The organism is Agromyces humatus (genome assembly GCF_021228295.1).
Taxonomy (GTDB): Bacteria; Actinomycetota; Actinomycetes; order Actinomycetales; family Microbacteriaceae; genus Agromyces; species Agromyces humatus.
The window spans coordinates 96563-118410 of the sequence record NZ_JAJQPD010000003.1 but is presented as its reverse complement, the minus strand read 5'-3'; the positions used below and the strand labels follow the sequence as shown (position 1 = coordinate 118410).

Here is a 21848-nt window from a genome sequence, read left to right as displayed (position 1 = left end):
CTCGAACCGTGCTGCTCGACCGGCTGCTCGACCGACTGCTCGAGCGGGCCGAATCAAACAATACGAACGGTCGTACTTACACTATACGAACGATCGTGCGTAAAATACAAGACATGACGGAGATCGACGGACGAAAGGCTCGGGGCGACGCCTCACGGCGCCTCGTGCTCGCGAGCGCCGTCGACCTCGCTTCGATCGACGGGCTCGACGGGCTCACGATCGGCCGCCTCGCCGCGGCGGCGAGTGTCAGCAAGAGCGGGGTCGCCACCCTGTTCGGCACGAAAGAGCGGCTGCAACTCGCGACGGTCGACGCGGCGGCGCATCGGTTCCGCGAGGCAGTGCTCGAACCGGCGCGGGTCGAGCCCCGGGGCATCCGTCGCGTCGTCGTACTGCTCGACCGCTGGATCGCCTACTCGCGCGACCGGGTGTTCCCGGGCGGGTGCTTCTTCGCCTCGGCCGCGGTCGAGCTCGATGCCAAGCCAGGACCGGTGCGCGACGCCGTGGCACGGTCGTTCCAGAGCTGGAACGACTACGTGCGCGTGGCGATCGGCTATGCGATCGACCAGGGCCAGCTGCCCCCGGGCACCGATGCCGCACAGCTCGCGTTCGAGTTCATCGCGCTGCTCGACGGCGCGAACACCCGCTCGCTGCTGCACGACTCGAACGAGCCGTACGTGTTCGCGCGTCGGGCCATGGTGGCGCGTCTGCTCGCCGCGGGCGCCGACCCCGAGGTGCTGCGGCCGCTCGCCGACGTCGACGACCTCGCGGTTCAGCCTGCGGCTGCGTCGTAGCGATCGAGCACGATCTCGACGAGCTCGCCGGGCACCGGCGCATCGGTCGTGAGCAGCGGGGCGCTCACGACGTCGGCGCCGGCGGCCTCGGCCAGGTCTTGAAAGTACCCGGGCGCGAGCAGGTAGCTCGCGACGACGACGCGCGCGCCCGGGGCATCCTCTCGCGCCTGCGCGATCGCATCGATCAGCAGCGGCGACGCCGCCGAGAGGAATCCGAGGCGGATGTCGCGACCGCAGGCCGCCGCGAGCCGCTTGGCCATGTCGCGGCAGTCGCGCACGGCGCGCCCGTCGCTCGAGCCCGCGACCGAGAGCACGACCGCGTCGTCGTCGCGCACCCCTGCTTCGTCGAGACGACGTGCGAGCACGGTGGCCAGCCGATCGTCGGGCCCGAGCGCCCCGGCGAGCGCGACCGGGCGGTCGGATGACTGCGCCTCGGCGACGGCCTCGGTGAGGTCGACGTGCACGTGGTACCCGGCAGAGAGCAGCAGCGGCACGACGACCGCGGGTTCGCCCGGCTCCAGCGAGGCCAGGGTGGCCGGCACGTCGGGCTGCTCGACGTCGACGTGTCCGAGCCGCACGCTCGGTGCGCGCGGCGGGTCGTCGGCGCCGGCGTCGGCGCCGACCCAGGTCGCACGATCGACGATGGCCGCCGCGACGGCCTCGTGCAGCGCCCGCACCGCTGCGCGCCCCTCGCTCGACGAGGTGCCGTGCGAGATTCCGATGAGGGCGGGTGGCTGCCGGGTCATCCATCAATCATCGCAAATGTGCGTGCGCAGATGCGCAGAGATCTCGGAAATCGTGCACATCCGAGCGGTTCACCGAGTGTTCGCGCACCGGGTCTTCCCGCGAGGACGGGCGCCTCGTAGTCTGGCGGCATTGTCGCCCGGGAGCCAGGCCGGCGCCCGCGCAGTGAAGCCGGGGAGTGTGCTGATGAAACACGTCGTCCAACGAGTCACCGTCACGATGGCGGCGGGCGCACTGCTCGCCGTGGGACTGGCTGCCGCCCCGGCGACTGCCGCCCAGGCTGCGGTGCCGACCGAGCTGTTCATCAGCGAGTACATCGAGGGGTCGTCGAACAACAAGGCGATCGAGATCTACAACGGCACGGGGGCATCGGTCGATCTCGCGGCCGGTGGCTACGGGGTGCAGATGTACTTCAATGGCACGGCCACCTCCGGGCTGAACATCGCGCTCACCGGCACCGTGGCAGCCGGTGACGTCTACGTCGTCGCCCAGGCCTCCGCCGCAGCCGCCATCCTCGCGCAGGCCGACCAGACGAACGGCGCCGGCTGGTTCAACGGCGATGACGCCGTCGTGCTCACACGCGGCGGCGTGGCCGTCGACTCCCTCGGCCAGGTCGGGTCCGACCCCGGCACCGAGTGGGGCAGCGGTCTCGTCTCGACCGCCGACAATACGCTGCGGCGCCTGGCTTCGGTGTGCGCCGGCGACACGATCACGAATGACACGTTCGCCCCAGCGGTCGAGTGGGAGGGATTCGCGACCGACACCTTCAACGGGCTCGGATCGCACACCGCGACGTGCGGCGACGTCGGCCCGCAGGCAACGGTGATCAACGAGGTCTCGCACAGCACCGCCGGCGACGACGTCGAATACGTCGAACTGCTGGCCGAGCCGAACGCCGACCTCAGTGCGTACCGCCTGCTCGAGATCGAAGGCGACTTCTCGGCAGCAGTGCCGACCGCCCGGGGCCTGGTCGATGAGGTCATCGGTTTCGGCGCCCCCGACGCCGACGGTCGCTCACTCGTCTCGCTGCCCGTGAATTCCCTCGAGAACGGCTCGATCTCGTTCCTGCTCGTGACCGGATTCGCGGGTGCGCTCGGCAACGACCTCGACACGAACGACGACGGCGTGCTCGACCTGCCGGCCGGCGTCGAGGTCGTCGATTCGATCGCCGTCAACGACGGCGGCTCGGGCGATCTGACCTACGGCGGCGTGACGCTGGGCGTCTCGTACGACGGCCTGCCGTTCGCCCCGGGCGGTGCATCCCGAATCCCCGACGGCACCGACACCGACACCACCGGTGACTGGGTGCGCAACGACTTCGACCTCGCCGGCATCCCCGGCAACACGGGAACCCTCATCGATGCTGAGGCCCTGAACACCCCGGGCGCCGAGAACACCACCGAAGCTCCTGAGGAGCCGCCGGTCGAGGCGAACTGCGAGACGCCGGTCGTGACGATCGGTGCCGTGCAGGGTTCGGGCGACGTCTCTCCGAGCGTCGGCGACACCGTCGAGATCGAAGGCGTCGTCGTCGGCGACTTCCAGTCGACCGGCCAGTACGACGGCTACTACCTGCAAGACGCGGGTGACGGTGACGCCGCGACATCCGACGGCATCTTCGTCTACGCACCCGGCGGGCTCGACGTCGCTGTGGGCGATGAGGTGCACGTCGTGGGTGAGGTCAGCGAGTTCTTCGGCATGACCGAAGTCACGGCCGACGCCGCTGCGGTCTGCGCCACCGGGCTCGCGGTTCCGGCGGCGGAGGCGTTCAGCATCCCGGCCGCGCCCGGGGACTATGAGTCGCTCGAGGGCATGCGCGTGACGCTGTCGCAGGAACTCGCGATCCTCGAGACCTTCGAGTACGCGCGCTACGGCACGATCGACGTCGGCATCGGCCGGCAGATGACGCCCACCGCGGTCGTCGAGCCGGGCTCACCCGAGTTCGATGAACTCGTGGCGAAGAACCTCGCCGAGCGCATCACGATCGACGACGGTCGCTTCTTCCAGAACCCCGACCCGGCGATCCACCCGAACGGCGACGTGTTCACGCTCGACAACTCGTTCCGCGGCGGCGACCTCGTGTCGAACCTCACGGGCATCCTCGATCACCGCCGCGACGGCACCGACAACTCGTCGATCCGCTGGCGTGTGCAGCCCACTGAGGGCGCCGACTTCGAGGCCGTGAACCTGCGCGCCGACAACGGCGTGCCCGAGGTCGGCGGCACGACCAAGGTGGCGAGCTTCAACGTGCTGAACTACTTCACGACGCTCGACTCGCGCGGAGCGAACACCCCCGAGGAGTTCGAGCGGCAGGAGGCGAAGATCGTCTCGGCGATCGCCGAGATCGACGCAGACATCGTCGGGCTCATCGAGATCGAGAACAACGGGGATGAAGCGGTGGGCACGCTGGTCGAGGCCCTGAACGACGAGGTGGGAGACGGCACGTACGATTTCATCTCGACGGGCGTGCTGGGCACCGACGTCATCACGACGGCGCTCATCTACAAGCCGGCCGAGGTCGCGCCGACCGGCGACCACGCCGTCCTCACGGAAGTCGAGGATCCCCGGTTCAACACCGACCTCAACCGCCCCGCCCTGGCGCAGACCTTCACGGACGTGCGGGCCGGCGGCGAGGTGACCGTCGTGGTGAACCACCTCAAGTCGAAGGGATCGGCGTGCGCCGGCGATCCCGACCTCGGAGACGGTGCGGGCAACTGCAATGTCACCCGCACGCTCGCCGCTGAGGCCCTCGCCGACTGGCTGGCGGGCGACCCGACCGGTCAGGGCGCGGGCAACGAGGTCATCATGGGCGACCTGAACGCGTACGACAAGGAGGACCCGATCGACGCGCTTCGCGAGGCCGGCTACTCCGACCTGTTGTTCGAGGACCAGGGCGAGGAGGCGTACTCGTACGTGTTCGACGGGCAGCTCGGCTACCTCGACTACGCGCTCGCCGGTGCGGGGCTGACCGAGCGGGTGACGGGCGCAGCTGCCTGGCACATCAACTCCGACGAGCCGAACCTCATCGATTACGACATGACGTTCAAGCTCCCCGCCCAAGACGCGCTCTTCGCACCCGACGAGTGGCGCTCGAGCGACCACGACCCGGTGATCGTCGGGCTCGACCTCGACGTCATCGCGCCCGAGTTGAGCGTCACGGCATCGCCCGATGCGATCTTCCCGCCGAACGCCCAGTGGCGCACGGTCGAGATCGACATCGAGGCGACCGACAACGTCGACCCCGACGTGACGGTGGAGCTGGTGAGTGCGACGGCCGAGGGCCACAAGGCAGAGATCCGCGTGATCTCCGACACCGAGGTCGAGGTGCTCGCCCGCAACGGCGCCGTCTACACCTTGGAGTACACCGCGACCGATGACAGCGGCAACACGACGACCCAGACCGTCACCCTTCGAGTCGGCCCGTGACGACGGCACAACCGGCGAACTGAGCACGACGGCGCCCCCCGCGAGAGCGGGGGGCGCCGTCGTGCTGGTCGGAGCCCGGGTTTCTAGAAGCTCGTGACGAGGTCGCCCAGCACGTCGCCGACCTTCGTCGGGTCGGTGGCGTCGTAGTAGTGGGCGCCCGTGGCGCTCGAGATCGACTGCAGCGTCGCCACATCGGCATTGGCACCGTACGCCAGTGTGAAGACGAGCACCGGCGTCTCGTGGTGGTGCAACTGCTGGAGGTTCACGATCATCTGCGGGGCCGTGACCGAAGGGCCGAAGTACTCGTTCTGGCCGTCGCTGAGCAGCACGATCGCGTTGATGCGGTCGGGCTGCCAGTCGGCGGCGCGCTGTTTTGCGAACTCGTCGACCGCCGCGTAGAGCGGCGTGAACTCGATCGGACGAAGTGCGCCGAGTGCCCTGAGGAAATCGGTGCGGGTGTCGCCGATGTCGGCCACGGGGCTCACGAGTCCTGGGGAGATCGGGTCCATGTCGACCGCCGAGAACGCGGCCAGGCCGACGTTGTCGCCCGGCGTGAAGTGGTCGAGCGCCTGGGTGATCGCATTCTTCGCCCCGGCGAGCTTCGTGATGCCCCCCGCGATCGGCTCCTCCATCGATCCTGAGACGTCGACGAGGAACAGCACTTCGGCGCGCTTGCGCACCTCGGGGAAGGAGGCGTGTGCGGCACGGATCACGCTCCCGCGAGGGTAGGGAAGAGCCCCGGGCGGGTCGACCGCGAACTGGCCGACCTCCGCGACGAGCGGGTCGAACACGCCGTTCAGGTCGCGGTACCCGGTCTCGCGCACGATCCGCTGACCCTGCTTGGTGACCGCGAACTGCAGGAAGTCCTGTGCGGCCGCGGCTTCGATGTCATCGACCCAGGCGCCGGTCAGCACGACCGCGGGGTTGTCGGCCACGTAGAAGCCGTCGGTGGGGTAGATCGGCACGAGCTTCTCCACTGGCGGGTCGCTCGCGATGCGGGTGACGCCGTCGCGACTGGTGATGCCGCGGTTGTAGTCCCAGACCGACTTCTCGTCGACGATCACTGCCGAGAGGAAGTCGGCGACCGAGCCTTTGTCTTCAGACTGGCGGGCGTGCCAGAGGAAGTGCTCGGGCGTCGCCATGTAGTGGCTCGTCGCGAGCTCGTGCTGCCTGACCTCTTCGGTCACATCGGTGTCGAGCACCTCCTCGCGGGTCAGGTCGCCGCCGGAACCGGCTGCGGTGCCGTACGAGCTGAGCAGCGCCGCCTCGCCCGAGCTCGCGACGAGCGGACTCGTCTTGCCGAGCTTGAAGGTTCCCCACTCGGGGTGGCCGAGGTCGCTCCAGGTGTTCTCGTCTTCGGCGGCATCGTAGACCTCGCCCCATGTCGGGGCGTCATCGTGCCAGCCGATGGCGTCGGCGAGCGTTTCGGGCATGGCGAGCACGATGTCGGATGCCCCGAGGCTGGTGCTCTCGGCGGGCACGGCCGCGCCACCGCCGGTGGCTCGAGTGAGCCCGATCCACGAACTGGCGTCGGGCACCCACACGGTCGGACGTTCCTCTTCGGGTATGCCCGTGAAGCTGTGCGAGGCGTCTTCTGCCACGAGCCCCGACTTGTCCTTCGTCGCGACGGCCGTCACGCAGGTGCCGTCGACGTCGCGCGGCTGCGCGTTGTAGCCGTCGACGAGTCGCGACATCATCTCCGCGTTCTCGAACGAGGAGAGCACCTTCACCGACGTGCACGGGCTCGCGCCGGCTGCCGCTGCTGGTTCGTCCTCGGGGAAGACGATCGGCTCAGCGCTCTGCGGTGCCTCGTCGGCTCCGTCGGCCTCGGTCGAGGGACCCGGGCTGTTCAGCATCAGGGCGGTGGCGACGCCACCCCCGAAGAGCAGCACGAGCGTCGCGGCGCCGATGATGGTCCATCGTGTTCCGCGACGTCGTCGCGCGCGCTGCTCGCTGCGGCGGCGCTCGCGACGAAGTGACGGCCCGCCCGCGCTCATGCGGCGACTCCGATCGTCGATCGATCGCGGCGCGGGGCGCGGCTGGGAGTGAGTGCGTCCGGGTCGGGGGCACGCAGCACGAGTGAATCGAACATGGGGGTCTGTCCTCGGGTGGCGGTGCAGGGCCGAGGCGAGCATATCCCGATGTCACCGACGATCCCAATGATGGGTACGGAATAGACACCACGACAGCGTCGTGCCGGCGACGTGCAGCGACCGGATCGGGGCTCAGGTCGTCGAGTTCAGCATGCCGATGACGACGGCCGCCCACCACGCGATCTGCGAGATGACGGCGCTCGAGATGAACCGGATGCGGGCCGGTCGCGGCACCGCGCTGAAGCGGGTCTTGCGCGGGAACCTCGCGAGGTGCATCGTCCAGCGGGTGATCGCCACGCCGTTGAGCGAGAGCACCAGGACGGCGCCGAGCTTGATGATCGTGAGCGGCGAGCCGAGGTCGGGTTGCAGCAGTGCACCGCTCGCGAGCAGGCCGATGATGCCCACCCAGATGGGCAGCTTGAGCGTGACGTCGACCTGTCGGAGGTCGCGCACCGTGCGCCACTCGGTCACCCAGAGCAGGGCGTACCAGTCGACCATGAGCACGGCGCCGAACCCGACGATGAGCGAGGCGAGGTGCACGAACAGCGCGATGGTGTGCAGCCAGGGCGGAGCGGCCAGGAGTGTGCTGATCCAGATCGCGGCGGCCCATCCTGCCGCGATCGCCACGTACGCGACGGCGCGGTGGCGCTGCTTCCTCCGCTGTCTCGCCTTGATCGTGGTCGTCACAGGGGGTGCCAGTGTGCCTCTCGGTCGTTATGTGCAGGTGCATGCATTTCGGGGTCCGCCCGGTCACATTATCGGACGCGGGCGACCGTGCCGGGGCAGAATGGGTCGCATGGATGTCGAGCTCGCCTCCGCTTTCGACGCGACCCTGCCACCGTGGCTCATCGATGAGCTTCCGGAACTGCTCGCCGCGTCTCCGATCTCGACCCCCGAGGAACGCATCCGGCTGGTCAACCGGCTCGCCGACCGCAACTGGCGTGCGGGCAACGGGGGCCCGTTCGCGGCGATCGTCGTGGATGCGGCATCCGGTGCGCTCGTCTCGGTCGGCGTGAACGTGGTGCTCGCGAGCGGACTCAGCGCGACGCACGCAGAGATGATGGCGCTCAGCCTGGCACAGCGGGCGCTCGGTCGATGGGATCTCGGAGCAGACGGCGACGAGCTCGAGCTGGTCGTCAACTGGCGACCGTGCGTGATGTGCTACGGCGCAACCATGTGGTCGGGGGTGCGCGCACTCACGATCGCGGGCGAGGGTGCCGAGGTCGAGCGGCTCACCGGCTTCGACGAGGGACCGATGCCGGCCGACTGGGTCGGCGAGTTCGAACGCCGCGGAATCCGGGTCTCGATCGGTCTGGGACACGATGACGCCATCGAGGTGTTCCGGGCGTTCGGTGCATCCGACGCGGTCGTCTACAACGCGAGGGGCGCGAACGAGGCGTAAGCCGCGCCGCCATCGGGACATGCCGATCGACAACGAGGTCTACGACCGGCTCGGCGCGGGCTGGTGGGACGAGGGCAACCCGCTGAACATGCTGCACGGCAGCTGCACGCCCGGACGCATGGGGTTCTTCCGCGAGATCCTCGATCATCGGGGCGTGGTGGGCGGCCGGGCGCTCGACGTGGGGTGCGGTGCCGGCTTCATCGCCGAAGAACTCGCCGGGGCGGGATTCACGGTGACGGGGATCGATCCGTCGCGCGTCGCCATCGAGACGGCCCGGGCCCACGCGGGGCAGCACGGTCTCGACATCGAATACCTGGTCGGTGCCGGAGAGGAGCTGCCCTTCGCGGATGCCACGTTCGACCTGGTGTTCTGCTGCGACGTGCTGGAGCACGTACGCGACCTCGACCGGGTCATCGCTGAGACGGCGCGGGTGCTGCGGCCCGGCGGCCTCTACCTCTTCGACACCATCAACCGCACGTGGAAAAGCAAGGTGCTGGCCATCAAGGCGATGCAGGAGTGGCGACTCACGCGCATCATGGACACGGCGATCCACGAGTGGTCGATGTTCATCGCGCCCGAGGAACTCGCCGCGACGCTCGACCGGTACGGAATGGACGTCGGCGAGGTGGTCGGGCTCGCACCGCGCGCGAGCTGGCTCACGATCCTCACCGCGCTGGGAGAGACCCGGCGCGGTCGGATCAGCTACGGCGAGCTGAGCCGCAGGCTCGACTTCGGTCGCGTGACGTCGCTGGGCCTGTCCTACATGGGGTTCGCCGTCCGGCGCCCGTGAGCGGAGCCGGACGGCGGAGCCGGGAGCGACTCGGTGGAGCGCACCCGGCTGCGGGTTCGAGCCCTCGTCAGTGCTCGGCGTGCGGCCGGCCGTGATGGCGACGGTCGCCGCCGTGACGCCGTTCGCCGTCGTGACGCCGGTCGCCGTCGTGACGCCGTCCGTCGTCGTGACGCCGTCCGTCGTCGTGACGCCGTTCGTCGTCGTGGAGGTGGACGTGGACGTGGACGTCCTGGTGGCCCGGATGCGCGCGGAAGCCCGGGTGATGCCCGAAGCCGCGGCCCATGCCGGCTCCGTGCCAGCCGCCGAAGCCGTGGCGACGGCCGCCGCGGCGGCCGCGGGTCATCGGGTGGGACTCGTTCCAGCCGAGCTCGCGGGCGATCGCCTCGAGGCTTCGGAGTGTCGTCGCGAAGTCCTCTGCCGAGACGGCGCCGGCGACGCGCTCGCGGAGCGCGCCCACCTGGCCTTCGAGGCGGTCGCGAGCCTCACGGCCGGCGTCGGTGAGCACGGGCGGGGCGCCCGTGATCCAGCCGCGCTCGGCGAGGCGGTGCAGGGCGTGGGGCCTGGCGCGAAGCCGGTCGGCGAGTCGCTCGTCGTGTGCCTCGCCCGCGAGCAGGTTCAGCATGCGCCAGTCGCGGCGGGTGATGCCGTCGGCGGCGAAGAGGGTCTGCATCTCGTCGGAGAGGCGGCGGTCGACGATCTTCAGCCAGAAGCCGAAGGGCTTGTCGGTGACTGCGGATGCCTCGGGCCGGACGGTCTCGTCGGGCTGATCCGGGTCGGGATTGATCTGATCGGTGTTCATGGTGTTGCCTTTCTCGGTGCGCCTGTCGGGCGCCCGGCGCGCGTTGCGCGTGTCTTGTATTGCATGTCATATGACATGTATATGTACAATGACATGTATGACCCCGCCTCGTCAAGACGGTCTCGGTGAATCCTCAGGTTCCGACTCGGTCGACCCGATCGCTGCGGTCGAGGCCGCCCTCGGGGCGTTCCGCGGACGAGGCCCCGGCGGTCCGTTCGGGTCGGGCCCGTTCGGCGCGGGGCAGGGGCCGTTCGCGCGGGGGCCCGGTGGCTGGGGTGACCACAGCCACGGTGACCACAGCCACGGCCACGGTGACCACAGCCACGGCGGTCGCCGCGGCGGCCCTGGCGGCCACGCCGGACGCGGGGGCCATGCCGCCATGCGACTGCTCATCATGCTCTCGAACCATGGGCCGAGCTCGGTGAGCGACCTCGCCACGACGATCGGCGTCGACCAGCCGCGGGCGAGTCGCCTCGTCCAAGCGGCTGTCGAGGCGGGCCACGTTCGGCGCGAGGTCGACCCAGCCGACGCCCGGCGCAGCATCCTCGTCATCACCGAAGCGGGCCGCGCGGCCCTCTCGGCCGTGATCGACCACCGGCGCACCGCGATCGAGCAGGCCCTCGCCGACTTCTCGCCCGACGAGCGGGCCGAGTTCGCGCGACTGCTCACCCGCTTCGCGGAGGCCTGGCGCCGGGGCTGAGTCGGGCCCGGCGCCCGCTAGCCCGCGGTGACCGGGGCAGCCTTCCGCGTCGCCTTCACGGGGATGAGCAGCGCGAGACCGAGGGCGATCACGAGCACGATGCCGAGGATCCCGAAGTACGGCTCGCCGCCGATCGTGACGAACAGCGCGAACGCGGTCGGCGCGAGGAAGCTCACGGCGCGACCCGTCGTCGCGTACAGGCCGAACACCTCGCCCTCGCGGCCGGCGGGGATCAGCCGAGCCAGGAACGTGCGGCTCGCGGACTGCGCCGGACCCACGAAGAGGCACAGCGCGAGTCCTGCGGTCCAGAACACGATCTGCCCGCCGTCGTGCAGGAAGAACACGATGAGACCGCTCACCACAAGGCCGATGAGTGCGGTCATGATGACCGGCTTCGCTCCGAGCCGGTCATCGAGCGCGCCGACCGCGATGGTCGAGATCCCCGCGACGACGTTGGCGGCGATCGCGAAGATGATCACCTCGCCTGCCGAGAATCCGAAGACGGATGCCGCGAGCACGCCTCCGAACGTGAAGACCCCGGCGAGACCGTCACGGAAGACCGCACTCGCGAGCAGGAACCACACCGTGTTGCGCTGCTCGTCCCAGAGACGCCTGATGTCGCGACCGAGCCGCGCGTACGACCCGAAGAAGCTCACCTTGCCCCGATCGACCGCGGCGGGGTTGCGGTATTCGGGCACCGTGAGCAGCACGGGCAGTGCGAACAGCCCGAACCAGATCGCCGAGACGACCATCGTGACGCGCACGTCGAGGCCGTTGTCGCCGGTGACTCCGAAGAGGCCGACCTCGGGCTGGATGAAGCCGAAGTACACGATGAGCAGCAGCACGATGCCGCCGACGTAGCCCATGCCCCAGCCGAACCCCGAGACGCGACCGATCGAGCGCGGCGTCGACACCTGCACGAGCATCGCGTTGTAGTTGACGCTCGCGAACTCGAAGAACACGTTGCCCGCCGCAACGAGGAACAACCCGAGCAGCAGGTACTCGGGTGCCGGCAGCACGAAGATCATCGCGAGCGTCAACGCGACGACGATGTAGGTGTTGACCGCGAGCCAGAGCTTTCGCCGCCCGCTCGTGTCGGAACGCTGCCCCGTGATGGGCGCGAGCGCGGCGATGAGCAGGCCCGCGATCGCCAGCGCCCATCCGAGCTGCGCCTCGACCGTGCCGCTCGGGCCGAACGACTCGCTCGTGAGGTACACCGTGAACACGAACGTCGTGACCACGGCATTGAAGGCCGCCGAACCCCAGTCCCACAGGCCCCACGCGAGGATGCGGCCCTTGCGGGCTCCCGCCTCGGTCACCGCGTCGACCTGCTCGGTGGGCACGCCGATCGTGGCTGCCGCACCGTCGGGCGGGGTGAGGTGCGAGGGCGGGAAGTTGCGCGGCGTGGGCTGCTCGGGCGGCAGGGTCATGACGAAAGCCTCGTTCGGTCGGATGAACGGCAGGTGACGAGCGCGACCGGGCGGGACATCCGCTCGATCGTCGCTGATCTTAGGATCTTGGGTGCACTGTAGCGCCGAATCCGCTCACACGACGACCGCCCCCACCAACTCGCCGAACAGCTGCTCGGCATCGCACTCGAGCCGCTGCCGGGTGAACCAGTCGCACACGTTCACGCAGTCGCGGTGCAGCAGGTCGAACCCCTGCGGGTTCGCCACGACGTCGACGACTTGCGGCAGGTCGATCGCCACGACACGCCCGCGGTGCACGAGCAGGTTGTACGGCGACAGGTCGCCGTGGGCGAGTCCGGCGTTCGCGAGCGTGTGCATGAACTCCACGATCTGCGCGAACAGTTCGCGAAGCTCGTCGCGCGCTGCGCGTACCTGCGCGAGGCGCGGCGCGGCGACGCGACCGTCGCCGATGAACTCCATGAGCACCTCGGTCTCGTGCACCTGCACGGGATACGGAACGGATGCCCCGAGCTCGGTCAATCGCGCGAGTGCCTCGAACTCGGCGCTCGCCCACTGCACGCGCGCGACGGCGCGGCCGAACGTCGACCGGTTGTCGACGGCGCGCTGGTCGCGGCTGCGGCGGGTGCCGCGGCCCTCGGTGTAGATCGTCGACCGGTGGAAGTCGGAATGGTCGCCCGACCGGTACCGCTTCGCGGCGAGCAGCACGTGGTTGCCCAGCACGTCGGTCGGGGCATCCGGAATCGCCCGCTCGACGAGGTGCAGGTCGGCCTCCTTTCCGGTCTTCACGACGCCGAGCTCGGTGTCGATGGCCGCGGCCGAGGTCACGAGCCAGTCGGGCCGCGGCTGCGGGCCGCGCTCCGAGGGAAGCGTCGCCGGCCACGTCGACCAGCGTTGGTCGTCGCCGGGCTCTGCGGCCTGGAAGACGAGGGATGCGGTGTCTGCGCCGAACGGCGCGACGGAGTTGTCGTCGATCGCATCGAGCGAGTCGAGTGACGAGAGGAAATGCACGGTGGTTTCTCCGAGAGATCACGGAGGCCACCGAACGCCGGCGCCGATGCGCTACGGGCGGGCGGCCTCACAGGGAAGGGTGTCTGCAATGCGCGCGACAATGACGACGTTCATCGTTCTCTCCCTTCGTCTCAGCACTCGGTGCGAGCGGATGCCGCGTGGTGCGGTCCGCCCGTGAGCATACGCGCTCGCGCGCGCAGTGTCCATGGGTCGATGCGTACTAGCTCGCGACCGCGGCCTCGATGAGGCGCGCGCTCGCCGCCGCGCCGTCTTCGCGCGCGAACTCCCGCCGCACGCGGGCCGCCGCCTCGCGCATCGCCGGATCCGACGACACGCGCTCGACCGCCGCACGGAAGTCGGGCTTTCCCACGCGCTTCGGCGGAACCCGGAGGGCGTTGCCCTGACCCACGCAGACCTCGATGTTCCACACCTGCTCCGGTTGCAGGCCGAGGCCGACGAACGGCACCCCGGTGGCGCAGGCGGTCTGCACGGTGCCCTGCCCGCCGTGCAGCACGGCGGCGTCGACGAGCCCGCCGAGGCGGTGGGCGGGCAGCAGGTCGGTGACGTGCACGTTCGGTGGCACCTCGTCGGCGGGCTGGAGGTAGTGGCGGATCGGCGCGACGACGTTCACGGGGAGGTCGCCGAGCACCTCGGCCGCGGCGAGCGCGAGCCGACGGTCGGCCGAGGAGCCGAGCCCGAGGTACACGAGCGGTTCGGGTGCGGCGGCGAGCTCGCCGACGACCGACGGCATCGGCGCGTCGATGTGGGCGAACATCGGGCCGACCCGGCGGTAGTCGTCGGGCAGGTCGTAGCCGTCGAGTTCCCACGGCATGACGGTGAGCAGGTTGACGTCGGCCTCGAGCATCGAGGCGACGGTGCGCAGCGGCGGCACGCCGTTCGCCCGGGCCACCGAGGTGAACGCCCGAGGCGCGACGGGCGCGCGAGTGTAGAGCCACCGGAATGCCGTCGTCGCGACGCGGTCGGCCGCCCGGGCCAGGATCCCTGACCCGTGCACGAGATGCATGCGTCGGGTCTGCGCCACCTGCGGGCCGGTGAGCGCGAATGGCACGGGGTAGAACAGCGGTACCCGCTCGGCGCGCGCCGACAGCAGTGACGTGATGTTCGAGCCGATCACCACGGCCGACGCCCCGAGCTCGCGGATGAGGCGGCGCTCCGCATCGACGCGCGCCGCGACGAGTTCCCGGGTGAACGGGCTGCGGATGGCCCGGCCCTGGTCGAAGTCGAGCGCCTGCGTGCGCTGCGCCGCCGTCCACGCGGGCTCGAGCGCACGGTAGGGGAAGCCGGCGTCGGAGATGAGGTGCACGAAGTCGTGCTCGTAGCCCATGAACTCCGCCCGGTGGCTTGGGCCGAGCGCGCGGGCCACCTCGATCATGCGGGTCGTCTCGGCGAGGTTGAACGTCACCGGGGCGAACACGATCACCGCCACGTCAGCTCCTTTCGGGCGTCATCGACGACTGTATCGACGTCGCGGCGCCCGCCACGCCCCTCGAAGTCGGCTCTGGCGGGATGAATGCTCGCTGTGGTTGGCTGAGCCATGAGCGCTGACAAGGGTGCTTCGGCGCCGTTCAACGGACGGCTCGCGATCCTGCTCGCGATGGCCATGTTCGTGCTGGTCGTCGACACGTCGCTCATGAACGTCTCGATCTCGGCCGTCGTGCGAGATCTCGACACCACGGTGAGCGGCGTGCAGGGCGCGATCGCGCTCGAGGCGCTCGTCTCGGCCGCGTTCATCCTCATCGGGGGCAAGACCGGCGACCTCATCGGGCGCAAGCTCGCCTACGTCCTCGGCCTGCTGGGTTATGCGATCGGCGCGATCGCGATGGTCTTCGCGCAGGACCTCGGCGCGATCATCCTGTTCTGGGCGGTCATCGGCGGCATCGGCGCCTCGCTGCTGCTGCCGGCGATGCAGTCGCTCATCCACGGCAATTTCGAGGGCGCGCACCAGACGCGGGTCTACGCCCTCGTCGGGGCATCCGCCGCCATCGCCGCCGCGGTCGGGCCGCTCCTCGGCGGATTCATCACGACGTTCCTCTCGTGGCGGGTCGGCTTCGCGCTCGAGGCCCTGATCATCGCCGTCGTGCTGGCCGGCATCGGACTCGTGAAGGACGTGCCGTACCACGGTGACCGGTCGATCGACCTCGTGGGCGCGCTGCTGTCGGTCGTCGGCATGGGCGGCGTCGTGACCGGCATCCTCGTGTGGCAGGAGGGCGGCGGCTACGTCGGCCTGATCATCGGCCTCGGCGTGCTCGCCCTCGGCCTGCTCGTGTTCTGGCTGCGCAGCCGCAAGCGCCGCGGCAAGCCCACCCTGCTCGACCCCACGCTCTTCGAGTCGAAGATGTTCCGCGCCGGGGCATCCGGTCAGATGCTGCAGCAGATCGCGCTCGGCGGCACGATGATCGTGCTGCCGATCTACCTGCAGATGGTGCTCGAGTACAACGCGCTGCAGGCCGGCCTCTCGATCGCGCCGCTCTCGCTGAGCATGTTCGTCGTCGCGCTGCTGGCCGGTCGCGGCCTGAAGCGCCGGCCGGCGAGCATCATCCTCTGGGGGTTCGTGCTCATCGTGGCAGGCCTGGTCATCCTCGTGCCGCTCGTGCCGAGGATCGACTCGGGCTGGTACCTGGTCGTGCCGCTCATCATCGCGGGCTGCGGCCTCGGCCTGCTCGTCTCGCAGCTGAACAACTACACGCTCTCGCCGATCTCCGACGAGCGGGTCAGCGAGGCGGCCGGTGTGAACTCGGCGGCGGGCTCGTTCGGCCTCTCGTTCGGACTTGCGTTCGCCGGGGCGATCATGCTCGCGACGCTCGCCTTCACCTTCACCGCGCAGTCCGACGCGAGCACCGTGCTCTCGCCCGAGCAGCAGCAGCAGGTGTCGGCCGTGCTCGAGGAGGACGCCGAGATCATGACCAACACCGGCCTCGAGGAACTGCTCGCCGACGAGACGCCCGAAGTGCAGGACGAGGTCATCCGCATCAACACCGACTCGCGGTTCATCGCGCTGCAGGTGGCCCTGCTCGTGCCGATCCTCGCGGGGGTGTTCGGCATACTCAACGCGCTGCGTATGCGGCGTCTCCCCGATCCGAAGCCGTCTGCGGCAGCCGAGGGGACGATGCTCGGCTGACGTTCACGCCGACGCTCAGATCGAGTGCGGCACGAGCAGGTCTGCGAATGCTGGGGTGGTCAGGAAGGTGATCCGGTCTCCGGCGACCACGGCGACGGTGTTGAGACCCGTGCCGGGGTCCGGCCCGGTGTACGTGCCGTTCGCGGAGTCGCTGTCGACGGCGTAGCCCGCGTCGGCGAGCGCAGTCTCCCAGCTTGCCCAGTCCGCGTCGGGCACGTTGAGTTGCACAACCGTGAGGATGATGTCGGTCTGCGGCTTGCCCCAGGAACACGCCGTGCCGCCGGCCTCCTCGAGCTGGACCGCGAGGGAATCGAAGAGGCGCGGCTCGATCGGTTCGAGCCCGTCGGCGGCGAGCTTGGCGTAGCCGTCGGGCGCCAGCACGTTGTCGCACTCGATCGCATCCACTGCAGCCGGCGTCGTCGCGGCCGGCGTCGTCGCGGCGGGCGACGGGCTCGGCACCGGCTCCGACTGGGCGGTGCAGCCCGTGAGGGCGAGTCCGAGAACGACGAGGGCAGGAAGCGTGCGCGCGAGATTGGCCATCGGGGCAGCGTACCGATCGTCCGGGTCACGACCTCGGCGCTGCGAGGGCGTGGCGCGTGCGAGGATTCCGGGATGAAGGTCCTCAGCATCCAATCGTCGGTCGCCTACGGCCACGTGGGCAACTCGGCCGCCGTGTTCCCCCTGCAGCGGCTCGGCGTCGAGGTCTGGCCGGTGTTCACGGTGCACTTCTCGAACCACACGGGCTACGGCGCGTGGCGTGGGCCCCTGCTGTCGGCCGATGACGTGCGCGACGTGATCACGGGCATCGAGGAGCGGGGTGTGCTCGGCGAGGTCGACGCCGTGCTCTCGGGCTACCAGGGCGGCGAGGAGATCGGCGACGTCATCCTCGATGCGGTCGCGCGGGTGAAGGCCGCGAATCCTGCGGCCACGTACACGTGCGACCCGGTGATGGGCAATGCGAAATCCGGATGCTTCGTGAATCCGGCGATCCCGCCGTTGCTGCGCGAGCGCGTGGTTCCGGCCGCCGACCTGATCACGCCGAACCAGTTCGAGCTCGGGTTCCTCACCGGAACCGATCCGCACTCGCTCGACGAGACGCTCGCGTCAGCCGACCTCGCGCGGGCGATGGGTCCGTCGACGGTACTCGTCACGAGCGTCGAGCGACCCGACGCCCCGGTCGACACGATCGAGATGCTCGCCGTCGACGAGGAGGGCGCCTGGATCGTGCAGACGCCCCGGCTGCCGATCAAGGCCAACGGCTCGGGAGACGTGACCGCGGCGCTGTTCACCGCGCACCGTCACCGCACGGGTTCGAGCGCGGAAGCGCTCGCTCGCACCGCGAGCAGCGTGTTCGACCTCTTGCAGCAGACGCTCGAATCGGGTGACCGCGAGCTCGCGCTCGTCGCCTCGCAGGAAGCATTCGCGCATCCGCGGATGCAGTTCGAGGTCGAGCGCGTGCGCTGATCCGCCCCTTCCTGTGCGCCACGTCGCCGCCCTCCGCACCACCCGAACTGGCGCAGACACCGCCGAAGTGGCGCAGTGCCGGGGTCGAGGTGGCGGCGAAGCAGCAAGCCGAGCTCAGGCGTCGATGTCGTCGAGCCGGGCGATGACCACCTCGAGCAGCCGCGCGAGTTCGCCGCGCTCGGCGTCGCTCAGGTCTTGCAGCACGTCGGACTCGACGACGTCGGAGCCCCGGATGGCCACGCTGAACAACTGCCAGCCGGCGTCGGTGAGGCTCACGTGGATGCGGGTGCGGTTCTCGGCGTCGGGGGAGCGTTCGACGAGTCCGCGTTCGGCGAGCTTGTCGAGGCGGTGCGTCATCGACGACGGGGCGACGTTCGTGAGCTCCGCGAGCTGGCTGGGCGTGAGCGCCTCTCCGGCCTTCGCGAGCGAGGTGACGACAGCCCACTCGCCGGCGGTCACCTCGAGGTCGACGAGCTGGTGCGCGTACCACTGGTCGAGCTTCTTCGTGAGGCCCTGCACGGCGGTGATCACGCGCTGCACCGACTCCTCGCCGCCCGCCTTGACGTAGGTCGCGACGGCGCGCCGATGGAGTTCCTGCGCGCTCGGGGTGCGTCTGGCCATACGGGAATTCTCGCACGCATCTTTCGGTTGCTAATATTTCGATATCGAATACTTCGTATTCGAAGGGTGACGGATGCCTCGCGGCCGGCCTCGGCGCGGAGCATCCTCACCCTCGACGACCCTGAGAGGAGGGCGCCTTCATGCGCGCGAAACTGCTCGTGCTCGCCAGCGCCATCGGCTCGCTCGGCTGGGGAGCCGTGCTGCCGTACCAGTACGCCTACGCCGCCGACACCCGCGACTGGGGCGCGCTCGTCGCCGCCGGGGCGTCGTCACTCTTCTCGATCGGTGCGCTCGCCGCCGCTCCGCTCGCGGGCCGGCTCGCCGACCGCTTCGACCCGGTGCGCGTGGCCGTCGTCGCCCAACTGCTCGGTGCCGTGGGCGTCGCCTCGCTCGTGTTCGCGGATGTGCCGGGGCTCTTCCTCGCGGGGATGCTCGTCTTCGGCCTCGGCCTCTCAGCCGCAGTGCCCGCCAAGCAGGTGCTCGCGCTCAATTGGTCGTCGAGCGATGACCGTCGCAAGGTGTTCGCCTACAAGTTCACGGGCGAGGCGCTCGGCATGGCGGCCGGCGCGTTCCTCGCGGGGCTCGTCGTCGATCTCGACCGGGCCGACGGACTCGACATCGGCTTCATCATGGCGGCGTGCGGGTTCGTGCTGTCGTCGGCGATCATCGCGCTCGCCGGACGAGTGCGGGTTGAGGAGGAGCGAAGCGACGTCTCGAAACCGGGAGCGGGTGGGTTTCGAGACGCTCCTTCGTCGCTCCTCAACCCACGATCCGGGGCGGTCGACGCCGCGACCGGGGCGATCACCGTGGTCGACCTCGACGGCGACGGGCGCCCCGACGGCGGCGCGGGCTCGCGCGGCGCGCTGCGCACGATCTTCGCCCAGCCGGCCATGCGCTGGACCGCCGTCGTCACGATCACGCTCGCGCTCGGCTTCTACGCCCAGTTCGAGTCGGGCCTGCCCGCGTACGGCATCACCGTGCTCGACGTCGACCCGGCCGCCATCGGCATCGCCGCAGCGATCAACTGCGTCGTGATCGTGGCGCTGCAGGTCATCGTCGTGAAGCTCACCGCCAAGCGGAGCGCCCCGGCGCTGCTCATGGTGGTCGGCAGCATCTGGGTGGTGTCCTGGCTCATCCTTTCGGCGGCCCAGTTCTCGCCCGGCATCGCCACGGCGCTGTTCGTCATGACCTACGGCATCTTCGCGGTCGGCGAGACGATCTACAGCCCCGTGCTGAACCCGCTGACGGCGCAGCTCGCGCCGAAGGGCATGGTCGGGCAGACCCTCGGCACGATCGCGGCGCTGCAGACCGCGTTCTCGGCGGCGGGTCCCCTCGTGGCGGGCGTGCTGCTCGGGGCGGGGCTCACCGACGTGTTCCTCGGCATGCACCTCGCGGTGAGTGCGCTCGCCGTGTTCGCCGCCTGGCGCATCAAGCGGGCGCTCGCGATGTCGGGCTCGGGCTCGTCTGCTGCGACTCCCGCGACGGCGCCGCCCGTGTCGCGCGCCCGCGAGGAGCCGCCGACCACCCCGGTGCCGATCGCCTGAGCCTGACATCATCGATCCCCGTGGGTCGGCGATGCGCCGACCCACGGGGATCGATGAGGGTGGTGCCCTACGGCAGGGTCCAGGTGGTCGGCGGCTTCACCTGGTCGTACAACCAGGTCTGGAAGAAGGCATCGAGGTCCTCGCCCGAGACCTCCTCGAAGATCGCCTGGAAGTCCTCGGCTGTGCCGGCCGAGTCGTTGTAGCGCTCGAGCCAGAGTCGCGAGGCGGCGAAGAAATTCGTGTCGCCGACCTCGACGCGCAGCGCGTGCAGGGTGCCCGCCCCGCGGTTGTAGACCTGCGTCGCGAACAGTCCGAACTCTCCCGGATCGCCGATCTGGAACTCCCAGTAGGCCGGGGTGCGCGCGGGGCCGTACCAGCTGTTGTACGCCTGCTGCGCCGTGCGGATGCCGCGTTCCTCGTCCCACAGCCACGTGGCGTAGGTCGCCCAGCCCTCGTTGAGCCAGATGTGCTGCCAGCGCTCGGGGCTCACGGCGTTGCCGAACCACTGGTGCGCGAGCTCGTGGAGCACGGTTCCCTGGCTTGCGGAACCCGAATACACCGGACGCGTCTGCGTCTCGAGCGCGTAGCCGACGCTGTCGTTGTCGACGATCGAACCGTACGAGTTGAACGGGTACGGGCCGAACCGGCTTTCGAGGAAGTCGATCATCAGCGGTTGCAGCGCGAGACTCGCGTTCGTCGTGTTCCGCTGGTTCATCGTGAGCTTCGTGTCGACCGCGTCGATGATCGGCACCCCACTCGCCGAGAAGTACGTGTCGCGCAGGTCGAAGTCGCCGACGGATGCGGTGGTCAGGTAGCTCGCCTGCTGGTCTGGGGCATCCCAGTACCAGGTCGTCCAGCCTCCGGAAGTCTCCTCGGGCTTGGGCTGCACGCCGTTCGCCACGGCGACCTTGCCCTCGGGCACGGTGATCGCGAAGCTGTAGGTCGCCTTGTCGGTCTGGTGGTCGCTCACCGGGTACCACGTCATCGAGCCCTCGGGCTCGCTGACCACCATGGCGCCGTCGCGCGTCGTCACCCAGCCGTAGAGCGCCTCCTCGATGTCGAGGGGCCGCGTGGTCGCTCCGCCGTACTCGACGACGAGCTGCACGCTCTGGCCCGCCTTGATCTTCGGGCGGGGCTGCACCGTGAGCTCCCAGATGCGCTCGGCATCGTTCTGCACATGCCAGTACGCGGCCCCGTCGACCTCGGCTCCCGGTGCCGGGGGTGCGATCGCGTTCGCGCGCTTGCCGTTCACCATGAGCGAGCTCACCTCCATGCCGCGGAGGTCGAGGTTGAACCGGTCGAGGTCCTGGGTTGCGACGAGGTCGATCGTGGCCACGCCCTCGAATTGTCCTTCGAGCGGCGCCGGCGCCGCGGCGGGTGGCGTGTAGGTGACGTCGAGGTCGTAATGGCTCACGTCGTACCCGCCGTTGCCCGAGTAGGGGAAGTAGGCATCGCCCACGCCCTGCGCGCCGGCGGTGTAACGCGGCCCGCCAGGTGCTCCGGGGGCGGCAGCGGCCCCGGTCGCCCCGAGCCCTCCGATCACCGTCACCGCGACCGCCAGGCTGCCGACCAGCTTCAACCGTCTCCCGTTCACGACTGCTCCTCTCGTTGTTCCACGAAACGCGTGTGCGCGACACTCTAGAGGTGGTCGAACGCGGCCGGTAGTGCCTTCGCTGACCGCCGAGCCATCTGTGCGCCGGTTCGCCGTCCTCCGCGCCGACCGAACTGGCGCAGGCGCCGACGAAGTGGCGCAGCCGGGTGGAACCGTAGAGCCGCCGAGCCCTGCCGGAATACTGAGCAAGCGCTGTGAGTTGAGTCAAGTGCGCTCAAGTTTGGCCGCCTCAACTTGACACGAAAAGTCGGCGCTGCGAAGCTTGAGTCGGCGAGGCTCAAGTCTCGT

General features: G+C 69.7%; 18 protein-coding genes. 8 read left to right on the top strand and 10 right to left on the bottom strand.

Annotation, left to right across the window (positions count from 1 at the left end; all coding sequences use genetic code 11):
• The first annotated feature begins 113 nt into the window (after positions 1 to 113).
• Positions 114 to 791 carry a TetR/AcrR family transcriptional regulator gene (locus tag LSF15_RS05780; protein ID WP_232497580.1) on the top strand — a complete coding sequence of 226 codons (678 nt, stop codon included), beginning with the start codon at positions 114 to 116 and terminating at the stop codon, positions 789 to 791.
• Here LSF15_RS05780 and LSF15_RS05775 read toward each other — a convergent pair.
• Positions 770 to 1537 carry a sirohydrochlorin chelatase gene (locus LSF15_RS05775; RefSeq protein WP_232497579.1) on the bottom strand — a complete coding sequence of 256 codons (768 nt, stop codon included), beginning with the start codon at positions 1535 to 1537 and terminating at the stop codon, positions 770 to 772. The genes LSF15_RS05780 and LSF15_RS05775 overlap by 22 nt on opposite strands.
• A gap of 184 nt (positions 1538 to 1721) precedes the next feature.
• Between LSF15_RS05775 and LSF15_RS05770 the strand changes: the two genes are divergently transcribed.
• The gene (locus tag LSF15_RS05770; RefSeq protein WP_232497578.1) at positions 1722 to 4958 is read left to right on the top strand and encodes an ExeM/NucH family extracellular endonuclease; all 3237 of its coding nucleotides are present in this window, start codon (positions 1722 to 1724) and stop codon (positions 4956 to 4958) included.
• Between the two features lie 83 nt (positions 4959 to 5041).
• Here LSF15_RS05770 and LSF15_RS05765 read toward each other — a convergent pair whose 3' ends face one another.
• Both LSF15_RS05765 and LSF15_RS05760 read right to left on the bottom strand, forming a co-directional pair.
• A complete protein-coding gene (locus LSF15_RS05765) occupies positions 5042 to 6955 on the bottom strand; it encodes a vWA domain-containing protein (RefSeq protein ID WP_232497577.1) in 1914 nt (637 codons plus the stop codon).
• Between the two features lie 228 nt (positions 6956 to 7183).
• Positions 7184 to 7738, bottom strand: a complete 555-nt coding sequence (locus LSF15_RS05760) for a hypothetical protein (RefSeq protein ID WP_232497576.1) — start codon at positions 7736 to 7738, stop codon at positions 7184 to 7186.
• A 109-nt stretch (positions 7739 to 7847) separates the two neighbouring features.
• On the opposite strand from LSF15_RS05760, the gene LSF15_RS05755 reads away from it, so the two are divergent.
• Both LSF15_RS05755 and ubiG read left to right on the top strand, forming a co-directional pair.
• Entirely contained in the window at positions 7848 to 8453 is a 606-nt protein-coding gene (locus LSF15_RS05755; RefSeq protein ID WP_232497575.1) for a tRNA-specific adenosine deaminase, read from the top strand.
• Between the two features lie 19 nt (positions 8454 to 8472).
• Positions 8473 to 9243, top strand: a complete 771-nt coding sequence (gene ubiG, locus LSF15_RS05750; protein WP_232497574.1) for a bifunctional 2-polyprenyl-6-hydroxyphenol methylase/3-demethylubiquinol 3-O-methyltransferase UbiG — start codon at positions 8473 to 8475, stop codon at positions 9241 to 9243.
• A gap of 67 nt (positions 9244 to 9310) precedes the next feature.
• Here the strand turns inward: ubiG and LSF15_RS05745 are convergent, their stop codons facing one another.
• Positions 9311 to 10042 (bottom strand): MarR family winged helix-turn-helix transcriptional regulator, encoded by a 732-nt coding sequence (locus tag LSF15_RS05745; RefSeq protein ID WP_232497573.1) that lies wholly within the window; start codon positions 10040 to 10042, stop codon positions 9311 to 9313.
• A 97-nt stretch (positions 10043 to 10139) separates the two neighbouring features.
• Between LSF15_RS05745 and LSF15_RS05740 the strand changes: the two genes are divergently transcribed.
• A complete protein-coding gene (locus tag LSF15_RS05740) occupies positions 10140 to 10742 on the top strand; it encodes a MarR family winged helix-turn-helix transcriptional regulator (protein ID WP_232497572.1) in 603 nt (200 codons plus the stop codon).
• A 17-nt stretch (positions 10743 to 10759) separates the two neighbouring features.
• Here LSF15_RS05740 and LSF15_RS05735 read toward each other — a convergent pair whose 3' ends face one another.
• The 3 genes from LSF15_RS05735 to LSF15_RS05725 all read right to left on the bottom strand — a co-directional run bounded on the left by LSF15_RS05735 (position 10760) and on the right by LSF15_RS05725 (position 14627).
• Positions 10760 to 12172 (bottom strand): MFS transporter, encoded by a 1413-nt coding sequence (locus LSF15_RS05735; protein WP_232497571.1) that lies wholly within the window; start codon positions 12170 to 12172, stop codon positions 10760 to 10762.
• A gap of 114 nt (positions 12173 to 12286) precedes the next feature.
• Entirely contained in the window at positions 12287 to 13180 is an 894-nt protein-coding gene (locus tag LSF15_RS05730) for a serine protein kinase RIO (protein WP_232497570.1), read from the bottom strand.
• A 220-nt stretch (positions 13181 to 13400) separates the two neighbouring features.
• The gene (locus tag LSF15_RS05725; RefSeq protein ID WP_232497569.1) at positions 13401 to 14627 is read right to left on the bottom strand and encodes a glycosyltransferase; all 1227 of its coding nucleotides are present in this window, start codon (positions 14625 to 14627) and stop codon (positions 13401 to 13403) included.
• A 108-nt stretch (positions 14628 to 14735) separates the two neighbouring features.
• On the opposite strand from LSF15_RS05725, the gene LSF15_RS05720 reads away from it, so the two are divergent.
• Positions 14736 to 16319, top strand: a complete 1584-nt coding sequence (locus LSF15_RS05720; RefSeq protein WP_232497568.1) for an MFS transporter — start codon at positions 14736 to 14738, stop codon at positions 16317 to 16319.
• Positions 16320 to 16334: 15 nt separating this feature from the next.
• On the opposite strand, the gene LSF15_RS05715 is transcribed toward LSF15_RS05720, so the two are convergent.
• A complete protein-coding gene (locus tag LSF15_RS05715) occupies positions 16335 to 16859 on the bottom strand; it encodes a hypothetical protein (RefSeq protein ID WP_232497567.1) in 525 nt (174 codons plus the stop codon).
• A 72-nt stretch (positions 16860 to 16931) separates the two neighbouring features.
• On the opposite strand from LSF15_RS05715, the gene pdxY reads away from it, so the two are divergent.
• Positions 16932 to 17783, top strand: a complete 852-nt coding sequence (gene pdxY, locus LSF15_RS05710) for a pyridoxal kinase PdxY (RefSeq protein ID WP_232497566.1) — start codon at positions 16932 to 16934, stop codon at positions 17781 to 17783.
• Between the two features lie 114 nt (positions 17784 to 17897).
• Here pdxY and LSF15_RS05705 read toward each other — a convergent pair whose 3' ends face one another.
• Positions 17898 to 18404, bottom strand: a complete 507-nt coding sequence (locus LSF15_RS05705) for a MarR family winged helix-turn-helix transcriptional regulator (RefSeq protein ID WP_232497565.1) — start codon at positions 18402 to 18404, stop codon at positions 17898 to 17900.
• Between the two features lie 140 nt (positions 18405 to 18544).
• On the opposite strand from LSF15_RS05705, the gene LSF15_RS05700 reads away from it, so the two are divergent.
• Positions 18545 to 19948, top strand: a complete 1404-nt coding sequence (locus tag LSF15_RS05700; protein ID WP_232497564.1) for an MFS transporter — start codon at positions 18545 to 18547, stop codon at positions 19946 to 19948.
• Between the two features lie 67 nt (positions 19949 to 20015).
• Here LSF15_RS05700 and LSF15_RS05695 read toward each other — a convergent pair whose 3' ends face one another.
• Positions 20016 to 21542 carry a M1 family metallopeptidase gene (locus LSF15_RS05695; RefSeq protein ID WP_232497563.1) on the bottom strand — a complete coding sequence of 509 codons (1527 nt, stop codon included), beginning with the start codon at positions 21540 to 21542 and terminating at the stop codon, positions 20016 to 20018.
• Between the last annotated feature and the right edge of the window lie 306 nt (positions 21543 to 21848).

Bases quoted from the DNA above. Each gene is read 5' to 3' on its own strand.
- LSF15_RS05700 (WP_232497564.1), top strand. From the start codon at position 18,545: ATGCGCGCGAAACTGCTCGTGCTCGCCAGCGCCATCGGCTCGCTCGGC.
- LSF15_RS05770 (WP_232497578.1), top strand. From the start codon at position 1,722: ATGAAACACGTCGTCCAACGAGTCACCGTCACGATGGCGGCGGGCGCA.
- LSF15_RS05780 (WP_232497580.1), top strand. From the start codon at position 114: ATGACGGAGATCGACGGACGAAAGGCTCGGGGCGACGCCTCACGGCGC.
- LSF15_RS05720 (WP_232497568.1), top strand. From the start codon at position 14,736: ATGAGCGCTGACAAGGGTGCTTCGGCGCCGTTCAACGGACGGCTCGCG.
- ubiG (WP_232497574.1), top strand. From the start codon at position 8,473: ATGCCGATCGACAACGAGGTCTACGACCGGCTCGGCGCGGGCTGGTGG.
- LSF15_RS05705 (WP_232497565.1), bottom strand. From the start codon at position 18,404: ATGGCCAGACGCACCCCGAGCGCGCAGGAACTCCATCGGCGCGCCGTC.
- LSF15_RS05755 (WP_232497575.1), top strand. From the start codon at position 7,848: ATGGATGTCGAGCTCGCCTCCGCTTTCGACGCGACCCTGCCACCGTGG.
- pdxY (WP_232497566.1), top strand. From the start codon at position 16,932: ATGAAGGTCCTCAGCATCCAATCGTCGGTCGCCTACGGCCACGTGGGC.
- LSF15_RS05740 (WP_232497572.1), top strand. From the start codon at position 10,140: ATGACCCCGCCTCGTCAAGACGGTCTCGGTGAATCCTCAGGTTCCGAC.
- LSF15_RS05735 (WP_232497571.1), bottom strand. From the start codon at position 12,172: ATGACCCTGCCGCCCGAGCAGCCCACGCCGCGCAACTTCCCGCCCTCG.
- LSF15_RS05715 (WP_232497567.1), bottom strand. From the start codon at position 16,859: ATGGCCAATCTCGCGCGCACGCTTCCTGCCCTCGTCGTTCTCGGACTC.
- LSF15_RS05745 (WP_232497573.1), bottom strand. From the start codon at position 10,042: ATGAACACCGATCAGATCAATCCCGACCCGGATCAGCCCGACGAGACC.
- LSF15_RS05775 (WP_232497579.1), bottom strand. From the start codon at position 1,537: ATGACCCGGCAGCCACCCGCCCTCATCGGAATCTCGCACGGCACCTCG.
- LSF15_RS05765 (WP_232497577.1), bottom strand. From the start codon at position 6,955: ATGAGCGCGGGCGGGCCGTCACTTCGTCGCGAGCGCCGCCGCAGCGAG.